Here is a 17650-nt window from a genome sequence, read left to right as displayed (position 1 = left end):
GGGCCGACCTCACCAGCCATGAGCTTCACCCATCTGCACGTCACCACCACGTTCTCACCTGGGCACGGCACCGCGGCCCCCGCCGAGCTGGCGGCGGCCGCGGGCATGCAGGGCGCGACGGCGCTCGCCTGCACCGACCATGACGGGTTGTACGGCGCGGTCGACCACGTCGTCGCCTGCCGCGCCCACGGGCTGGCACCTCTCCTCGGTGTGAACCTGGCCGTGCTCGAACCGGACGGCGGTCGGGCTCGAGGGCGTGTCTCGGGAAGGGTGGTGGTCCTGGCACACGGCGGGGGCGAGGGGTACAGAGCACTCTGCCGGCTGGTCGCCGACGCCCACGTCCACACCGCCGGACGTGCGGGCACCACTGTTCCTCCGGGAGTGACCCGCCAGGAACTGGCAGCCCGCGCCGTGGACCCCGGCAGCGGAACTCCCCTGCTGACCGTGTTGCTGGGCCCTGAATCGGACGTCGGGCTGGCCATGCAAGGACCTCGCTATCTGCGGCCCCGGACCCTCTTCAAGGAATGGCTCGCGGCCATGCCCACCGGGACGGTCGCCGCGGAAGTGGTCAGCCACCACACGGGCCCGGGCTCCACCTTCACCACCGGCCAGTTCACCACGGCCCACTTCACCACCGCCCACGCGGCTCGCATGCTCAAGCTCGCCAGGGAGCACCACATCCCTGCGATCCTGAGCAACGCGGTTCGCCACCTGAGCGCGCCCGCTCCTGCACCGCAGGAAAGCCCTGTGCGTGAAAGCCCAGTGCGGAAAGGCCCACGGCAGGAAAGCCCACTGCAGGAAGGCCCGGCCTCCATGCACTCCTCCCCCCGCCTGGCACTGGCACCTGCCGGTCGGGACCTCCGTCAGCCTGCAGGAGCTCACGCCTTCCTCAAGAACATCAGCGAAATGGAGCAGACAGCTCGCGGGATCTGCCATGCAGCCGACCTTCGCGTGAAGGATCTCGAGCAGCTTCTCGAAGACACGCATCGCCTGGCGCAAACCTGTCGGCTGGATCCGGCCACGGATCTGGGCTGGGGAACGGCGCTGCTTCCTGAGGCCAAGCTCCTCGGCCTGACGATGGCTCCTCAGGCCGAACTCGCCGAACGCTGCCAGACCGCTCTGGAACGCCGCTCGTCCGGTCTCTCGGCGGCCGAGGGTCTGGACCTGCGCGAACGCGCCGCCCGGGAGCTGGACGTCATCGAAACCCGCGGAGCCGCTTCGTTCTATCTGGCTGCGGCTGACGTCACGGCGACCATCAGGGGACTCGGCATCCGAGTGAGCGGACGGAGCTGGACGACGGCGAGCGCGGTCGCGCATCTCCTGGACATCTCTTCCGTCAACCCGCTCGGCCTCCCCACGGAGGGCGGTTCGCCCCCGTCCGCGAGCGCAGCCGGCCCTGATGGAGCATCAGCCCCCGAGGGAGCAGCTGCCCTCGAGGGAACGGCGCCCGACGTGTTCCCGCCGCTCGAGCTGGACCTCGAAGCGGGTGGACTGCGCGAGGTGCACCGGGCGCTGACCCGGAGATTCGGCAAAGACCGCGTGTGCCTCCTGGGGTCGGCCCCCGCTGCGGACACGGAATCGGAGACTTCCCCTCTTCTCACAGGAGCGGGGACGCTCGTCGAGGTTTCCGATCCCTCCGGCACCTTGCCCGGCGGCCTCTCCCGGCGGAGTTCCGGAGTGCTCCTCGGAGACGCGTCGCTCCTGCACCGCATCCCCACTCAACCGGGACCTTCGGGGCTGCCCCTCAGCCAGTACGCCCCTGGGGATCTGGGGCACTGGGGATTCCTCCGGGTCACCCTGCGGGAATCGTCTGCGCAGACCGTCGTCGCCCGGACGTTGCGGAGGATTCACGGCCAGGAGGTGACCGCGGACCTCGACCCCGGGGAGGCGGAGCCCTCAGAGGAAGCGCTGGCGTTGCTCGAATCCGAGCAGGGCCTGTTCGCCCTCACCGATCCGGCGGATGTGCTGGCGGCACGCCACGTGACCTGGCTCCGATCGCATCACCCGGCGGAGTTCATCGCGGCATGCTGGGACTCCCCGGCGGGCTCAGTCCTGCAGAACGTGCTCCGGGCGGAGGCCAGGAAGCTGGGCATCCCGGTGCTGCCGCTCGACGTGAATCGGAGCGCTGAAGAATGTGAAGCGGAGGATCACCGCGAGACGCCCGACGGCGCCGCCGCCGGCACACACGAAAGGTCCAGGGCTCATGAAACGCCCGGCACTCCTGAATGGTCCAGGGCTCATGAGAAGACCGGCACTCATGAAGCGCCCGGCACCCATGAAAGCTCCGGTGCTCCTGCAAGCTCCCGGGGCCTGGGGCTCCGTCCGGGGCTGCGCGATGTGCCGGGACTGTCGGCCGCCGAGCGGAAACGCCTGATCGCCGGACGCCCGTACCACTCGGTGGAAGAGCTGCTCACTCGGCCCGATGTCTCCCGCGCGACCGTCAGGAAGCTCGCCGAGGCCGGAGCGCTCGATTCCCTGTGCGGCCCCGCGGGCGGCCAGGAGGCGCGCGCAGCGCTGGTCCGGAACCTGCAGGAGCTCGCGCATCGCCCGTCCGGTGTCCCCCTGGCCGGGGTCCGCGGTCAGTCGATGCTCCCCCTGGGAGACGGACTCGAGGTCCACGACGCCGAAGAGCTCCTCCCGGGATCGCCCGTCGAGGGCGCGCCGGAGACCGACTCGCCAACCGACGCGGATGCGGGCGCTGGCTCAGAGGTGCCGGACTCAGAAGCCGGCGCGGAAACCCCCCTTGGGGCAGCTTCCGAGCCGACAGTCACCCCAGCGCACCGGCGGCTCAGCCGAGTTCGTACACCTGCCCCGTCTGAATTCCCTCCACCGACTTCACGTACGCCTGACCCAGTACGTCGGACGGGATCCGGGTGAACCCGGGGAAGGAGTCGAAGTACCCCGGAGCGTCCTCCAGGACGCTCGGGCTCACCGCATTGATGCGCAGGCCACGAGGCAGTTCAGGAGCGGCCGCCAGGACGAACGACTCCAGAGCCCCATTGGCGAGGGATGCTGCGGCGCCCGTGAGGATCGCCTCGCGGGCCAGGATTCCGCTCGTGAGGGTGAAGGAACCGCGGTCGGCGACCACGTCCATCCCCAGGCGGACCACATTGACCTGCCCGAGCACCTTGTCCTCGAGGCCTGACCGGAAGTCCTCGGCCGAGAGCTCGCCCAGCGGCTTGAAGGGCACCGATCCCGTGCAGCAGATCACGGCATCCACCGTTCCGGCCTTCTCATACATCGCGCGGATGGACGACTCGTCCCGCAGATCCACGGGGATGTCGCCCTTCCGGGACGCCTGCAGCACCTCATGCCGGCCCTGGAGCGCCTCCAGGGCCGCCCGTCCCACGTGCCCACCTGCACCCACCAGCAGAATCCTCATGCGGTCCATCCCTTCCCGTCGGGGGGCCGCATCGGCTCCCACGCGCCGTCGAACGTTTGGCTCCAGCCTACTCAGCCGGCCCGGAGGCGCGTGGGAGACCCGGCGGTCATGCGCGGGCGGCCACCGCGGCGTCGGCGACATCCAGCGCCCGGTCGATGACGGCGAGCGCCTCCCGCAGCTGCTCATCCGGGATGTTGAGCGCCGGGACCACGTGGATGCGGTTGAAGTTGGCGAAGGGCAGCACGCCCCCGGCCTTGATCTCCGCGATCACGGCGTTCATCTCGGGGCTGGATCCGCCGTACGCCGCCAGCGGCTCACGGGTCTCGCGGTCCCACACCAGCTCGATCGCCCAGAAGACACCGGAGCCACGGACGTCGCCCACACTCGGGTGCTTCGCCTTGAACGCCTCCAGAGCCGGGCCGATGATCTCTTCGCCCAGACGCCGGGCGTTCTCCACCATGCCCTCTTCCCGCATGGTCTCGATGGTCGCCACGGCCGCGGCGCAGGCGAGGGGGTGGCCGGAGTAGGTCAGACCGCCCGGGTACACGCGCTGGCGGAAGGTGTCGAAGACCTCGTCGGAGATGATCACGCCACCGAGCGGAACATAGCCCGAGTTCACGCCCTTGGCGAAGGTGATGAGGTCCGGGGTGATGCCCCAGCGGTCGATCGCGAACCATTCACCGGTGCGGCCGAACCCGGCCATGACCTCATCCGCGATGAACAGGATCCCGTGCTTGCGGGTGAGCTCCCGCACGCCCTCCAGGTACCCCGCGGGCGGCCCGTAGATGCCCGCCGTGCCGGGGACGGATTCCAGGATGACGGCGGCCACATTCGCGGTGCCTTCCAGAAGGATCATGTCCTCCAGGTGCCGGAGTGCCCGCTCGGTCTCCTCGGCCTCGGTCGTGGAGCCGAAGTAGGAGCGGTACAGGTAGGCCGGGAGGAAGTGCACCACGCCCGAGTCGCCAGCGTCGTTGGGGAAACGGCGCGGGTCGCCGGTGACGTTGACGGCCAGCTCCGTGCCGCCGTGGTAGCTGCGGTAGGCCGAGAACACCTTGCGGCGCCCGGTGTGGAGGCGCGCCATGCGGATGGCGTGCTCGTTGGCGTCCGCACCGCCGTTGGTGAAGAACACGTGGTTCAGGCCCTCCGGCGCCAGATCGGTGACCAGACGGGCCGCCTCGGAACGGGCCTCGTTCACGTGCTGCGGCGCGATGGTGCAGAGCTTGCCGGCCTGGGCGTGGATGGCGGCCACCACGCGGGGGTGCTGATGCCCGATGTTCGTGTTGACCAGCTGGCTGGAGAGGTCGATCAGACGCCGGCCCTCCCCGTCCCAGATCTCGGAGCCCGCGGCCTTGAGGATGGTCAGGGGGTTGAGGGTGTCCTGGGCGGACCAGGAGTGGAAGACGTGCGCGCGGTCCAGTTCGTGGGCGCGGCGTCCGGCTTCGATCTCTTCGGCGGTGGGCGGGATGGTCTCCGTGCCGGGGAGCGTCTCGAGGCTCATGAGAGGGTCCTTTGTGTCTAAGGGTGAATCTGAAGGGAATGCACGACGGCGCGCCCACCCGGGCGGGCCGTCACCCGGCCGCCGGGCTCCCCGCAGCCGCGGGGAGCCCGGAACGACTCAGGAGTTGGTGGGGAAACCGAGGTTGAGCCCGCCGTGGCTGGGGTCCTGCCAGCGCGTGGTCACCACCTTGCCGCGCGTGAAGAAGTGCACGCCGTCGGCCCCGTAGGCGTGGGTGTCGCCGAAGAGGGAGTTCTTCCAGCCGCCGAAGGAGTAGTAGGCCATAGGCACGGGGATTGGCACGTTGATTCCGACCATGCCCACGGTGACCTCGTTCTCGAAGCGGCGCGCCGCCCCGCCGTCGTTGGTGAAGATGGCCGTGCCGTTGCCGTAGGGGTTGGAGTTGATGAGGTCCAGGCCCTCGTCGAAGCCGGGGACGCGGACCACGGAGAGGACGGGGCCGAAGATCTCGTCCTGGTAGATGGTCATGTCCGGGGTGACGTTGTCGAAGAGGGTCGGGTTGAGGAAGAAGCCGTCGCCCTCGGCGTCGGGGCTGGGGTGGCGGCCGTCCAGGACCACGGTGGCGCCCTGTTCGATGCCGGCGTCGATGTAGCCGGCCACCTTGTCGCGGTGGGCCGCGGTGATGAGGGGTCCCATGTCGCAGCCGCGGGTGCCGTCGCCGATCCGCAGGGTGCGGGTGCGCTCGGCGATCTTGGCCACGAGTTCGTCCGCGATCGCGTCCACGGCGACCACGGCGGAGATGGCCATGCAGCGCTCCCCGGCGGCGCCGAAGCCGGCGTTCACCGCGGCGTCGGCGGCGAGGTTCAGATCGGCGTCCGGCAGGACGAGCATGTGGTTCTTCGCGCCGCCCAGGGCCTGGACGCGCTTGCCGGTGGCGGTGCCGCGCTCGTAGACGTAGCGGGCGATCGGGGTGGAACCGACGAAGGAGACGGCCGAGACCTCCGGGGAGTCCAGCAGGGCGTCGACGGCTTCCTTGTCACCGTGCAGGACGTTGAACACGCCGTCCGGCAGGCCGGCTTCCTTCCAGAGGGAGGCGAGCCAGTTGGCGGCGGTCGGGTCCTTCTCACTCGGCTTGATCACGACCGTGTTGCCGGCGGCGATCGCGACCGGGAAGAACCACATGGGGACCATCGCCGGGAAGTTGAAGGGCGAGATGATCGCGGCGACGCCCAGCGGCTGACGCAGGGAGTGGACGTCCACCTTGGTGGAGGCGCTCTCGGTGTAGCCGCCCTTGAGCAGGTGCGGGATGCCGCAGGCGAACTCCACGACCTCCTGACCTCGGGCGATCTCTCCCAGCGCGTCCTCCAGGACCTTGCCGTGCTCGGCCGTGATGATCGCGGCCAGTTCGGACTTGCGCGCGTTCAGCAGCTCGCGGAAGGCGAAGAGGACCTGCACGCGGCGGGCCAGGGAGGTGTCGCGCCAGCCCGGGAAGGCGGCGGCCGCCGCGGCGACGGCCTCGTCGGTGGTGGCCTTGCTCGCGAGCGCGACCCGGCCGGTGACCTTGCCCGTGGCGGGGTTGGTGACGTCGCCGAAGCGGCTGCCGTCGACCTCGACCGGCTTGCCGTTGATCCAGTGCGTGATGTTCTGCATGGTGGTCCTTTCAGGGAATGTCCTGGGATCATCCTGCGCCGCAGAACCAGCCCGCACACGTGACACACTGTCGCGCATTCAGCGGAAAAACATACACTGTGTCCATGACCGCGGCCTCCTTCCCCTTCCAGCGGCCCCTCACCGTGCGGGACGCCCTCGACCTGGACGCCCTCCGGGCCGGCTCCCCGGAGGTGCTGGCGGGCGAGGCCGGCCTCGACACCCCGGTCCGCTGGGTGCACATCGCCGAGGAGGCGGAGGCCAGTTCACTGCTCGAGGGCGGCGAGCTCGTGCTCACCACCGGCCTCGCCTTCCGGCACTCGGCGGACCTGACCCGCATCTTCCTGGAGCGCTACCAGGCGGCGGGGGCGGCCGCCGTCGCGGTCGAACTGGTGGACGACGACGGCGCCCCCGACGCCCGCGCGGCGGCGCACCTCCGCACCGCCGCCGGAGCCGTGGCCTGCCCGCTGATCCTCCTCACCCGCCGCGTGCGCTTCGTCCAGGTGACCGAGGAGGCGCATCGCGCCCTGATGGACCACCAGGTCCGGAGGCTCGAACGCGCCCGTCACGTCCACGAGGTGTTCACGGCCCTGAGCGTGGGGAACGCCGGGGAGAGCAGGATCGTGGAAGCCACCGCGGCACTCCTGGACAGCCCCGTGGTCTTCGAGGACCCGGCTCACCTGGTGCTCAGCTACTCGGCACGGGACCGCGACCCCGCACGGCTGCTGGACGGCTGGGCCGATCGCTCGCGGTTCGTCGGGTACCGCAACCAGACGGCCTTCGGCACGGGCGGGGACCGCTGGCTGCAGACTCCGGTGGGCCTCACGGGACAGCGATGGGGCCGGCTCGTGGCACCCGAATTCGTCCCGGAGTCCGCGCCGGAGGAACCGGGCGGCTCGGACGGGGACGGGGACGGCTCCGGCCGGGACCTCGCCGACGCCTTCCAGGTCCTCGAACGGGCCGGACAGGCGCTCACGATGGCCCGGATGGCCGGCCGCGACCGGCGGGAGGTGCTCTTTCAGGCCCGCTCCGGCCTCATCCAGGACCTCCGCCAGGCCACACCACCGGACGAGCAGGAGGCGCTGGCGCGCGCCACGGCGCTCGGGCTGTCCCGGGGCGCGGCGTATGTGCCGTTGGTCGCCCGGCTCGAATCCGGCGGGACCAGCCGCGGGACGGATGCCGGGAAGGACGCCGGCGCAGCGGCCGGATCGACGTCTGCCGCGGAGGCTCCGGACGCCACGGAGGTGCAGCTCCGCGAGCGCGCATTCCTCGACGCCCTCCAGGCCTGGGCTCACAGCAGCCGGCAGTCGGTGCTGGCCTCGAGCCTGCACGCCGGTTCCGTGGCGATCCTCCTGCCGCTCGCGGCCCTGGAACTGGAGGACTCCGCGCTGCATCGCCTGGCCGCCGCGCCCCAGCTGGCGGGCTTCCGCTGGACTCTCGGGGCCGGGCGGGCGGAACGTTCCCTCGTCGCCGCTGCACGAGGCCTCGATGACGCCGATCAGGTGGCGGAGACGGCCGCCACCCTGGGCTCCCGCCACCTGCCCTTCTATCGTTTCGCCGATATCCGCCTCCGCGGCCTGCTCGCCCTCCTCGGAGAGGACTCGCGCGTGAAGGCGTTCGCACAGTCGGAACTCGGGCCCCTTCTGGAACCGGGCAGGGCGCCGGCCCTGCAGCTGCTGCGGGACTACCTGGCTCACGGAGGGAACATGACGTCGCTGGCCAAGGCGCGGAATGTCAGCCGCCAGGCCCTGTATGCGCACGTGAAAAGCTTGCAGGACCTGCTCGGGCTGCCCCTGGAAGACCCGGAGTCCCGGGCCTCGCTGACGGTCGCCCTGCTCTGGCACGACCTCACCGGCGCCTGAAATCCGTGCGGTCCTCCCCCGCCGCGTGACAGCCCGTCGAAACAAGCCATCCATCTTGTTCTGCAAAAACTTGTGCAGAAACTGCAATCTGCACATACAATTGCAAATGAGACGAGCATCACAAGCGTGAAGGAGGTGGCGATGACTCAGAACCAGCCCACCGGCGCCCCGGAATCCGAGGACGCCACCGCCGTCGTCGGGCAGCAGTGGCTCGGCGATGCCATCCCGCCCCTCAAGCTCACCAAGGCCCAGGCCCGCGTGGTGGACGCGCTGACGGTCAACCCGAAGCTCGCGTCCTATGGCGACGTCACCGAGGTGGCCAACCGCGCCGGGGTCAACAGCTCCAGCGTGGTCCGGACCGCCCAGGCGCTCGGCTACCGCGGCTGGCCGGATCTCCAGCGCGAACTCCGCGCCCGGTACCTCGTGCACATCGCCAACACCGCGCCGCTCTCGCACCGCGTGGAGGTCCGCTCTCCCATCCACGACTCCCTGGCCCACGACGCGGAGAACCTCCGGCTCGCCATGGAGAGCGTGGACCCCCAGGCCGCCGACGACGCCGTGGCAGCCCTCTGCGGTGCGCGCCGCATCGCCGTGGTCGCGCAGGGCTCCTACTCGGGCGCCGCCGTCGTGTTCTCCCACCTGGCCGCGACCATGGGCTATCCCGTGACGTTCGAAGGCCGCGCCGGAGTGCACCTGGCATCGCTCGTCAGCTCGCTCGGACCCGGGGACGTCCTGGTGGTGTTCCACCTGTGGCGCCCCCTCAAGCACCTCACGGTCGCCGCCCAGCTCGCCCACCAGGCGGGCGCCACGGTGGTGGCCGTCACGGACCTCAAGTCCACCGATCTTGCCAAGGCGAGCCACCACCTGCTGCTCGTCCCGTCCGAAGGCGTCTACGCCTTCCAGTCGGCCACCGCCTCGACATCCGTGGCGTACGGCCTGCTCGCCGGAATGGAAGCGCGCGAACCCGAGCGCGTCAAAGCCGGCATCGAAAGAACCTCGCAGTTCTGGCAGGACCTGGACCTCTACACCACCTGAGTCCGGCGTCCGCGCCCACCCCTTCCCGCACGACACTTCCCCGCCTTCACCGCCGGTCCCGCGCCCACGCCTCCGGCCTCCGACCCGTACCCGGGCGACCCCTCCATACCCCCTGCCTCAGGAGCACCATGCCTTCCGCAGCCCCGTTCAGCGAAAAAATCGACCAGGCCCTCAGCGCCGCACGCCCCGCCGTCCTGGAGATGGCCCGGTTCATCCACGCCCATCCGGAACTCTCCTTCGAGGAGTTCCAGGCCGCCGCCACCATCACCGAGGTGCTGGAGAACGCGGGCTTCGACGTCGAACGGGGCACGGGCGGCCTCGACACCGCATTCAGCGCCACCCTCGGGTCCGGCGACCTGGTCGTGGCCATCTGCGTCGAGTACGACTGCCTCCCGGAGGTCGGCCACGCCTGCGGCCACAACCTGATCGCCGGCTCCACCGTCGGCGCGGCCCTGGCCCTCGCGCCTTTCGTCGACGAGCTGGGCATCACGCTCAAGGCGATCGGCACCCCGGCCGAGGAGCACGGCGGTGGCAAATCCCTCCTGCTGGACGCGGGCGCGTTCGACGGCGTCGGCCTCTCGCTCATGGCCCATCCCGGACCGGAGGGCCGCACCGCCAATCCGCTCGGCACCAGTTCCCAGGCCGTCGGACGCTTCCGCGCCACCTTCTCCGGCCAGGCCGCGCACGCCGCCGCGATGCCGCACCGTGGCATCAACGCCGCCGACGGCGCGGTGCTGAGTCAGGTGGCCATCGGCCTCCTGCGTCAGCAGCTTCCCGACGACCACCGGGTGGCGCTCTTCGTCCGCGAGGCCGGCGTGGCCACCAACATCATCCCGGACCACGCGGTCGTCGACTTCGAGTGCCGCGCCTTCACGCTCCCCGAGTACGAATCGCTCGTCTCCCGCGTGCAGAACTGCTTCGAGGGCGCAGCGCTGGCGACGGGCACGGATCTGAGCATCGAGGACATCGAGCCGCTCTACGAGCCGCTGTTCCAGGACCCTCAGCTCTCCGCCCACTGGAGTGAAGCCTTCGGCTCCCGCGGGCACGACGTCACCCCCGCCAAGGACTCCTCCGGCGGCGGCTCCACGGACATGGGCAACATCAGCCAGGTGATCCCCAGCATCCATCCCATGTTCTCCATCCCCGGGGCGAGCTCCCCGATCCACTCCGCCGGCTTCACGGCCGCCGCCAACACCCCCGAGGCCTACGAGGCCATGTTCGACGCCGCCTATGCGATGGCCTCCACCGTGGCCGCCGCGGCGTCGGACCCCGAGCAGAAGGCGCGCTTCACCGCGGCCGCCTACCACCCCGTCACGACTGAGGCCATCGCATGACCACCACCACCTCCCCCCAGACCACCCGGACCAAGGCCCTCCCCCTCGCGGCCATGGCCCTCGCCGTCGCCATCACGGCGCAGCTCATCGGCCCGCTCAAAGTCAGCATCGGCGTCGGCGCGCTCCTGATCTTCCCCATGGTGTGGGGACTGCTCATGGGCCTGGTCATCTCGGTTCAGAAGATCAAGCCGCTGCCCGTCAAATACCAGCGGCTCGCCGCCGCCCTGTCCGGCGTCGCCGTCCTGGTGCTCTGCGCCCGCCTGTCGGTGGACATCGGGCCGAACATCCCCACCATGCTCAAGGCAGGGCCGGCACTGCTCCTGCAGGAGGTCGGGCACCTGCTCGGGACCATCGTGCTGGCGCTGCCGCTCGCCGTGCTGCTCAAAATGGGTCGCGCGACCGTGGGCGCCACCTTCTCCCTGGACCGCGAGCCCGCGTTCGCCATGGTCTCCGAACGCTTCGGACCCAACTCGGACGAGTACCGCGGCGTGCTGGCCATGTACGTCTTCGGCACGGTGTTCGGCGCCGTGTACATCAGCCTGATCTCGTCCCTCGTGGCGAACTGGAAGATCATCGACCCGCTGGCCCTCGCCATGGGTGCGGGCGTGGGGTCCGGCTCCATGATGGCGGCCTCGGCGGCGAGCATCATCGGCGCGTACCCGGATGACAAGACGGCCATCCTCGGCATGGCCGCCGTGTCCAACATGATCACGAGCCTGCTCGGCGTCTACGTGGGCATGTACATCGCGCTGCCGCTCGCGGACCGCGTCTACCGCCTGCTCACCCGCACCCCGGCCGCCGTCGCCGTCTCCGGCCCCGCCGCCTCTCCCGCGACCGACGACGCCGGCAACGCCACCTTCCGCAGCGAGGTCGCCGACGCGACGGCTCACACCGCCGTCCCCTCCCGGGTCGCGCTGCCGATCGTGGGAGGCCTGGGGCTCGTCACGGCCACCATGGCGGATCTCGCCGCCGGCAAGGGTTTCAGCGTCCTGACGGTCGTGGGCTACCTGGTCATCATCGCCATGCTGCTCGCCGCCTACGGACTGGCCAAGCTCACCCGCAACAAGGTGCAGGCCGTCATCTGGCTGACCACCCTGGGCGCTCTGGCGTCGAGCCCGCTCATCCCTCCGCTGGCCGCCTTCATGCACAGTACGGTCGGCGCGGTGGACTTCCTGTCCATCACCACGATCGTGCTGACGCTCGCGGGCCTGTCCCTCGGCAAGGACATCGGCCTGCTCCGCAAGATCGGCTGGCGGATCATCCCGGTGGGCCTCGTGGCGATCACGGCGTCCTTCCTGTTCGCGACCCTGATCGCCGAGTTCTCCCTGGGGTTCTGGCACTGAGCCACCCCCACTCCGCGAGATGACAGGTGGTGCCCTCACCCGGCTCGGGTGAGGGCACCACCTGTCATCTCGCGGGCGTCGCCACGTTCCACACCACCGGCTTCACGCTTCAGCAACCTCGGAAAAATCGTAGACGCGTTGTATACACTCAATCTACAGTGTGTGTACGGTCACATTCCCGGCCCGGGGATCACCGTTCCACCCTGGCTCCGCCGCCCTGACGCAGCGGCCCCGGCATCAACGAGGTTCACATGAGCACACCCACCGTCACCCGCCCGGAACGGCGCAAACACACCACCCTCCCGGCAGTCGCGGCCTCCAGCCTGGCCGGCACCGCCGTCGAGTGGTACGACTTCTTCCTGTACGGCACCGCCGCCGCCCTGGTCTTCAACAAGCTGTTCTTCCCCACGGGAGACCCCGTGGTGAGCACGATGCTGGCGATGGGCACCTTCGCGGCGGGGTTCCTGGCGCGGCCTCTGGGCGCGCTGGTCCTCGGCCACTACGGCGACAAGCACGGCCGCAAGACCACCCTGGTGGCCAGCCTTCTGCTGATGGGCATCGCGACCGCCCTGATCGCCGTCATTCCGCCCTACGCCTCGATCGGCGTCTGGGCGCCCCTGCTGCTGCTCTTCCTCCGCCTCGTGCAGGGCTTCGCCCTCGGCGGCGAATGGGGCGGCGCGGTGCTTCTCGTCTCCGAGTACAGCGACGACAGCACCAAGCGCGCCTTCTGGGCCTCCTGGCCGAACGTCGGCCCTCCGCTCGGCAACCTTCTGGCCGCCGGCGTCCTCGCGATCCTCTCCGCCGTACTGCCGCAGGCCGAGTTCCTCGCGTGGGGCTGGCGCATCGCTTTCGGCCTGTCCGCCGTACTCGTGATCATCGGTCTCATCCTGCGGCTCTATGTGCAGGAGACGCCGCTCTTCAAGGCCTCGCAGGCGCAGGCCGAGGCGCAGCACGGCGCGGCGGCCAAACTGCCGGTCTTCACCGCCTTCCGCAAGCACTGGCGGGAGATCCTCATCGCGGCGGGCAGCCGGATGGGCGAGAACGCCGGCTTCTACATCTACTCGCTGTTCATCATCACGTACGTCACGGAGATCCTGAAGCTCAACCGTCAGGTCGGCCTGAACGCCGTGATGATCGGGCAGGCCGTGGCCGTGGTGGCCATTCCGCTGCTCGCGATCCTCGCGGACCGGATCGGCCGCAAGCCGGTCATGATCGCCGCCTCCGTCGCCACCGTGGCCTGGGGCTTCGCCTTCTTCGCCCTGCTGGACACCAGGAACCCCGGGATGATCATCCTCGCGGCGGTGGGCGGTCTCCTGATCTTCGCCGCCTACAGCTCGGTGATCGGCGCCTTCTTCTCGGAGCTCTTCCCGACGTCGGTGCGCTACTCGGGGACGTCGATCGCCTACAACCTGGCATCCCTCGTGGCGGGTTCACTCTCGCCGATCGTCGCCCTGGCGCTCTACCAGGCCTTCGGCAGCGGTCTGGCGATCGGCCTGTACCTGGCGCTCATGGGCGTCATCTCGATCATCGCGGTGGCCTGCGCCCGCGAGACGAAGGAACTCAAGCTGAGCGATCTGGACGCCCCGCGGAGCTGAACGCGACGCGGAACGCAGGATGCCGCCGGACTCCCGGTCCGGCGGCATCCTTCAGGCGCACAGGCGATATTGAGGGAATCCCTCGCGTTGTCCGGCGTCAGGCCATCTGGGCGACACGGCTGGACCGCCGCACCCACACTGCGGGACGCCCGTCCACCATGGGCAGCACGTGCCCCTCGGGGATGAACTGCTCCTTGGAGGGATCGCCCTCCGGGAACCAGGTGCCCGAGGCCGGGCAGTGAGCGCCGGTCTCCGCGGTGGAAACGGCACGTTCATGGACCAAGGCGATGCGCTTCATCGTTGAAACCCCTCGTTGTCTTGCTAGTTCTCTGAAAGCTTGACTTCAAGCCTAGAAAACCGGCCGCGGGCGCCCCATGTGCAGGTGAACAACGATCGTTGGAATCTCTGTACTCGCCGCCGGTGCACAGACATCCCGAGAGGAGTATGTGTTGTCCATCACATACTCCGCGAGGCATCAATCCGGATCGCGCCCGCTCAGCCACGCGTCGAACGTCTGCCGGCCCAAGATCGCGTCGGGGCCGGGCAGCAAGGACCCGTCCCGCTGCGCCCGGCCGAGCCCTCCGGGCAGAGAGATCGCAGGAATCCAGCCGCCCGCCCCCTGTGCATGTGCATAGGCCCGCACCATCCGCTCCAGGCTCTCCTCCTGCGGTCCTGCGAGGTCGGGCACCCGTCCGGCGGGACCGCCTTCGACGACCCCCGCCAGACGATCCGCGACCTCATCGGCGCCCACCGGCTGGACCCGCCCGCGGGGCGCCAGGTGCAGCGGGCCCAGCCGCGCGCCGTCGTACATCTGCCGGGCGAAGTCGTGGAACTGCGTGGCGCGCTGGATGCTCCAGGGGATGCCTCCGGACTCCACGAGACGCTCCTGGGCCAGCTTGGCCGCGTAGTACCCGTGCGGCGCGCGGTCCACCCCGACGATCGAGAGCACCACATGATGCCCGACGCCGGCCGCCTTCTCCGCGTCCAGCAACGCCGCGGTGGCGGAGGTGAAGAACTCCGTGGCGCGGTCGGTGTTCAGGGTGTTGATGTTCAGCACGTCGACGACGGCGTCCGCCCCCTCGAGCGCCCGCCGGACGGCGCCGGCGTCGCGGATGTCCACGCCGGCCGCGCGCGACAGCACCACGGCCTCGTGCCCCCGCTCCCGCACGGCCCGCGTGACACGCTCGCCCACAGTGCCGCTGCCTCCTGCGATGGCGACCCTCATGACTGCCTCCTTGCCGCGTGGCAGGATCGCCCAGCCGGCGACCCTTCCGCCATTCTGCACCCGCGGCCCGCCTCCGGCACCCCTGGCCGCGGAGCCCTTCCCCATACTGAACTGCTCGGTATAGTATGCGGACATCCACCGCATCGCCCCGAGCAGGAGAATCATGGGTACCGAACCTTCCGTCACGGCACTGTGCCACGTCCCCACCGCCGAGCTGGTCCACGAAGCCCTGCCGGCCGAGCAGGTGCTGAGCGGTTCTCCCACGGCGGCGGTCCTGGAACTCGAGGACCTCGGAGGCTCAGGTGTGGGCGTCTGGGAGATGACCCCGGGCGTGGCCACGGACGTGGAGGCGGAGGAGGTGTTCGTCGTGCTCAGCGGCTCGGCCCGCATCGACTTCCAGGGAAAGGACGACGAGATCACGCACACCCTGGACGTCGGGCCCGGGGACCTGGTGCGCCTGCGAGAGGGCCAGCACACCGTCTGGACCGTGCACGAGACACTGCGCAAGGTGTACGTCAGCATCTGAGCCGAGCGGCGCGGACGCCACTAGACTTATCAGTCATGTCCTTCTCTTGCCGCGCCTCCGCCGCGCCCCGGACCGAGGCCTGCTGACCGTGGCCAAGCTCTACTTCCGCTACGGCGCCATGAATTCGGGGAAGTCCACGGCCCTGCTGCAGGTGGCCTTCAACTACGAGGAGCGCGGCCAGCGGGTGCTGCTGGCCAAGCCCGGGATCGACACGAAGGGCGACACCTCGATCGTGTCCCGCCTCGGCGTGGAGCGTGAGGTCGACTTCCTGATCCCGCACGACGCCGATGTCCGCTCCCTGGTCCGCCAGCGCGCTGCCGGGGACGATCCGGAGGCGCTTCTGGAGCACGTCGACATGGCGCCTGTCGCCTGCCTTCTGGTGGACGAGGCGCAGTTCCTCACGCCCGAACAGGCGGACGGCCTGTTCCGGATCGCCGTCCTGGACGACATCCCGGTGCTGGCCTACGGCATCAGGACGGACTTCCGCACTCAGGCCTTCCCGGGCGCCGCGCGCCTCCTCGAGATCGCCCACTCGCTCGAGGAGCTCAAGACCATCTGCCGCTGCGGCCGCAAGGCGGTCTTCAACACCCGGATCGTCGGAGGCAGGTTCGTGTTCGACGGCGGTCAGGTCGCCATCGACGGGGAGGAAGTCCAGTACGAGTCCCTGTGCGGCAGCTGCTACCTCCAGGAGACCGGCGGCACCCTCAACCCGTAAGGCCCGGCGACACTGGCGCCCCTGTCCCCGGACGTGCCCGTCAGCTCGCCGCGCAGTGCGCGAGGGCCGGGGAAGGGTTCGCGTAACGCGTCCGGGAGATGTCCAGGATCAGATCCGCGACACCTTGCGCGCCCCTGAGATTCCGCAGCCGGAAGAACCCCTCCTGGGCAAGAGCCAGGCGGGCCAGCGCGTCGTCCGGCGCACCGAGCCCCAGCAGGATCCGCCCTCCGAGGAAGGCCGCCTCGGACGAGAGCCGGTCCATGCGCTGACTGCGCTCCTCGAACGGGGCCAACTGGTCCAGCGCTTCGGAGTCCCGGCCCTGGGCATGCAGCCACCAGGCCCTCAGCAACCTCAGCTCACGCTGCGGCTCCCCGCCGATTCCCGGGTTGCCGGTTCCCGGGTCGTCCTGCCCCAGGATGTCCTGCGCGGAGCCTGCACGATCAAGGCAGGCGAGCGTGGCGTCGTCCGCCACCCCGGCCTCCAGCCTGGCCCGGGCCGAACTCAGGTTGAACGCGGCCCACTCCTTCAGGTCGACCTGGGGCCGCAGAAGCCCGACGGCTCTCTCATGGCGTTCGATCCCCCGCTTCGCCTGCCCGCGGGCGAAAGCGACATCCCCGACCACCCAGGCCAGTCGCCCTCTCAGGTGGGCGGGCGCCCGCTCGGGGACGACGTCGTCGGACGCCAGCTCACAGTGCCGCCATGCCGCCTCCTTGTGCCCCTCGCTCAGCAGCGCGCGGATGACGAGATGCAGGGCGGACAGGCGCACCGTGGAATCCTCGCCGAGGACGGCTCCCTGCGTCAGGCCCTCCTGCGCCTGAGCCGCCGCGCCGCGGAACGACTGCTCGGCCAGGGACATCCGGGCCGACAACTGATGCGCCTCGGATCGCAGACCTGCGTTTCCTGAGGTCAGCGTGTTGGCCAGCAGCAGATTCACCAGATTCCGGCCCTGTTCGTGACGGCCCAGCCGGGTCAGGCACTCGGCCCTCAAGAGATTCATCTCGCACACGGTCGCGTCCTTGCGGCTCTCCCGAGCGAACTGCGCCGCCACCAGGGCGTGCGAGGCGGCCGACTCATAATCGCCGACGTCCCAGGCGCACCACGCGTGCAAGGCGGCCAGAGAGTACTCCTGGTCCTGCACCGTCGGCTGCAGCGCCCATTGCTCCAGCTCACCGGGCGGCAGGCCGAGGCGGCGGGCGAGCCCGCCGAGGATCTCCATGGACGGCTCCCGGACGCCCCTCTCGAGCAGGGAGACGTAGCTGTGCGAACATTCGGGCCCGCCCAATTGCTCCTGCGTCAGCCCTCGCGACAGACGTTCAGCGCGCAGGCGATTGCCGAATATGCGGCCCATCAGGCGTTCCCTTCCTCCGGCCTTCACCACGACGACGGCGGCCCCTCGGGAGCCGCTTCCGGGCACGCCGACAGGACCTTCCCTCATGGTCGAGACCCGTCGCGGCCCTCAGGCATTAAGGTACCAGCAAATGTCGGACATTTGAAGACGATCGTCGCGGTCGTTTCCCGACCTCGGCGGCG

General features: G+C 70.0%; 14 protein-coding genes. 8 read left to right on the top strand and 6 right to left on the bottom strand.

What is annotated here, in order from left to right; translation table 11 throughout:
- The first annotated feature begins 18 nt into the window (after window positions 1-18).
- A complete protein-coding gene (locus tag P9849_RS00800) occupies window positions 19-2877 on the top strand; it encodes a PHP domain-containing protein (protein WP_278267852.1) in 2859 nt (952 codons plus the stop codon).
- Here the strand turns inward: P9849_RS00800 and P9849_RS00795 are convergent.
- From P9849_RS00795 to P9849_RS00785, 3 genes are all read right to left on the bottom strand, one after another.
- On the bottom strand, window positions 2789-3382 hold the full coding sequence (locus P9849_RS00795; protein ID WP_278267851.1) for a short chain dehydrogenase: 594 nt from the start codon (window positions 3380-3382) through the stop codon (window positions 2789-2791). The genes P9849_RS00800 and P9849_RS00795 overlap by 89 nt on opposite strands.
- A gap of 106 nt (window positions 3383-3488) precedes the next feature.
- Window positions 3489-4880 carry an aspartate aminotransferase family protein gene (locus tag P9849_RS00790; RefSeq protein WP_278267850.1) on the bottom strand — a complete coding sequence of 464 codons (1392 nt, stop codon included), beginning with the start codon at window positions 4878-4880 and terminating at the stop codon, window positions 3489-3491.
- Between the two features lie 117 nt (window positions 4881-4997).
- Window positions 4998-6488: a CoA-acylating methylmalonate-semialdehyde dehydrogenase gene (locus P9849_RS00785; protein WP_278267849.1), complete on the bottom strand. Its 1491-nt coding sequence runs from the start codon at window positions 6486-6488 to the stop codon at window positions 4998-5000.
- Window positions 6489-6592: 104 nt separating this feature from the next.
- Between P9849_RS00785 and P9849_RS00780 the strand changes: the two genes are divergently transcribed.
- The 5 genes from P9849_RS00780 (at window position 6593) to P9849_RS00760 (ending at window position 13654) form a co-directional block, all read left to right on the top strand.
- Window positions 6593-8347, top strand: a complete 1755-nt coding sequence (locus tag P9849_RS00780; RefSeq protein WP_278267848.1) for a PucR family transcriptional regulator — start codon at window positions 6593-6595, stop codon at window positions 8345-8347.
- A gap of 141 nt (window positions 8348-8488) precedes the next feature.
- Complete coding sequence (locus tag P9849_RS00775; protein ID WP_278267847.1) at window positions 8489-9382, top strand: MurR/RpiR family transcriptional regulator; 894 nt, start codon at window positions 8489-8491, stop codon at window positions 9380-9382.
- 128 nt (window positions 9383-9510) lie between these two features.
- A complete protein-coding gene (locus tag P9849_RS00770) occupies window positions 9511-10716 on the top strand; it encodes a M20 family metallopeptidase (RefSeq protein WP_278267846.1) in 1206 nt (401 codons plus the stop codon).
- Entirely contained in the window at window positions 10713-12059 is a 1347-nt protein-coding gene (locus P9849_RS00765; RefSeq protein ID WP_278267845.1) for a DUF3100 domain-containing protein, read from the top strand. Before P9849_RS00770 ends, P9849_RS00765 begins: the two co-directional genes overlap by 4 nt.
- 251 nt (window positions 12060-12310) lie before the next feature.
- Window positions 12311-13654: an MFS transporter gene (locus tag P9849_RS00760; protein ID WP_278267844.1), complete on the top strand. Its 1344-nt coding sequence runs from the start codon at window positions 12311-12313 to the stop codon at window positions 13652-13654.
- A gap of 97 nt (window positions 13655-13751) precedes the next feature.
- Here P9849_RS00760 and P9849_RS00755 read toward each other — a convergent pair whose 3' ends face one another.
- Together P9849_RS00755 and P9849_RS00750 are read right to left on the bottom strand one after the other, a co-directional pair.
- A complete protein-coding gene (locus tag P9849_RS00755; RefSeq protein WP_278267843.1) occupies window positions 13752-13952 on the bottom strand; it encodes a hypothetical protein in 201 nt (66 codons plus the stop codon).
- A gap of 177 nt (window positions 13953-14129) precedes the next feature.
- The gene (locus tag P9849_RS00750) at window positions 14130-14879 is read right to left on the bottom strand and encodes an NAD(P)H-binding protein (RefSeq protein ID WP_278267842.1); all 750 of its coding nucleotides are present in this window, start codon (window positions 14877-14879) and stop codon (window positions 14130-14132) included.
- Between the two features lie 163 nt (window positions 14880-15042).
- On the opposite strand from P9849_RS00750, the gene P9849_RS00745 reads away from it, so the two are divergent.
- Window positions 15043-15405, top strand: coding sequence for a cupin domain-containing protein (locus P9849_RS00745; protein ID WP_278267841.1), 363 nt, complete (start codon window positions 15043-15045; stop codon window positions 15403-15405).
- Window positions 15406-15493: 88 nt separating this feature from the next.
- Window positions 15494-16120, top strand: coding sequence for a thymidine kinase (locus P9849_RS00740; protein WP_278269189.1), 627 nt, complete (start codon window positions 15494-15496; stop codon window positions 16118-16120).
- A 40-nt stretch (window positions 16121-16160) separates the two neighbouring features.
- On the opposite strand, the gene P9849_RS00735 is transcribed toward P9849_RS00740, so the two are convergent.
- Window positions 16161-17468 (bottom strand): helix-turn-helix transcriptional regulator, encoded by a 1308-nt coding sequence (locus tag P9849_RS00735; RefSeq protein WP_278267840.1) that lies wholly within the window; start codon window positions 17466-17468, stop codon window positions 16161-16163.
- Between the last annotated feature and the right edge of the window lie 182 nt (window positions 17469-17650).

It is taken from the genome of Arthrobacter sp. Y-9, from assembly GCF_029690065.1.
In the GTDB taxonomy this organism is placed as follows: Bacteria; Actinomycetota; Actinomycetes; order Actinomycetales; family Micrococcaceae; genus Arthrobacter_E.
The sequence above is the reverse complement of the archived record's forward strand: the minus strand, read 5'-3'. Positions and strand labels throughout refer to the sequence as shown.

Bases quoted from the DNA above. Each gene is read 5' to 3' on its own strand.
- P9849_RS00800 (WP_278267852.1), top strand. From the start codon at position 19: ATGAGCTTCACCCATCTGCACGTCACCACCACGTTCTCACCTGGGCAC.
- P9849_RS00795 (WP_278267851.1), bottom strand. From the start codon at position 3,382: ATGAGGATTCTGCTGGTGGGTGCAGGTGGGCACGTGGGACGGGCGGCC.
- P9849_RS00790 (WP_278267850.1), bottom strand. From the start codon at position 4,880: ATGAGCCTCGAGACGCTCCCCGGCACGGAGACCATCCCGCCCACCGCC.
- P9849_RS00785 (WP_278267849.1), bottom strand. From the start codon at position 6,488: ATGCAGAACATCACGCACTGGATCAACGGCAAGCCGGTCGAGGTCGAC.
- P9849_RS00780 (WP_278267848.1), top strand. From the start codon at position 6,593: ATGACCGCGGCCTCCTTCCCCTTCCAGCGGCCCCTCACCGTGCGGGAC.
- P9849_RS00775 (WP_278267847.1), top strand. From the start codon at position 8,489: ATGACTCAGAACCAGCCCACCGGCGCCCCGGAATCCGAGGACGCCACC.
- P9849_RS00770 (WP_278267846.1), top strand. From the start codon at position 9,511: ATGCCTTCCGCAGCCCCGTTCAGCGAAAAAATCGACCAGGCCCTCAGC.
- P9849_RS00765 (WP_278267845.1), top strand. From the start codon at position 10,713: ATGACCACCACCACCTCCCCCCAGACCACCCGGACCAAGGCCCTCCCC.
- P9849_RS00760 (WP_278267844.1), top strand. From the start codon at position 12,311: ATGAGCACACCCACCGTCACCCGCCCGGAACGGCGCAAACACACCACC.
- P9849_RS00755 (WP_278267843.1), bottom strand. From the start codon at position 13,952: ATGAAGCGCATCGCCTTGGTCCATGAACGTGCCGTTTCCACCGCGGAG.
- P9849_RS00750 (WP_278267842.1), bottom strand. From the start codon at position 14,879: ATGAGGGTCGCCATCGCAGGAGGCAGCGGCACTGTGGGCGAGCGTGTC.
- P9849_RS00745 (WP_278267841.1), top strand. From the start codon at position 15,043: ATGGGTACCGAACCTTCCGTCACGGCACTGTGCCACGTCCCCACCGCC.
- P9849_RS00735 (WP_278267840.1), bottom strand. From the start codon at position 17,468: ATGGGCCGCATATTCGGCAATCGCCTGCGCGCTGAACGTCTGTCGCGA.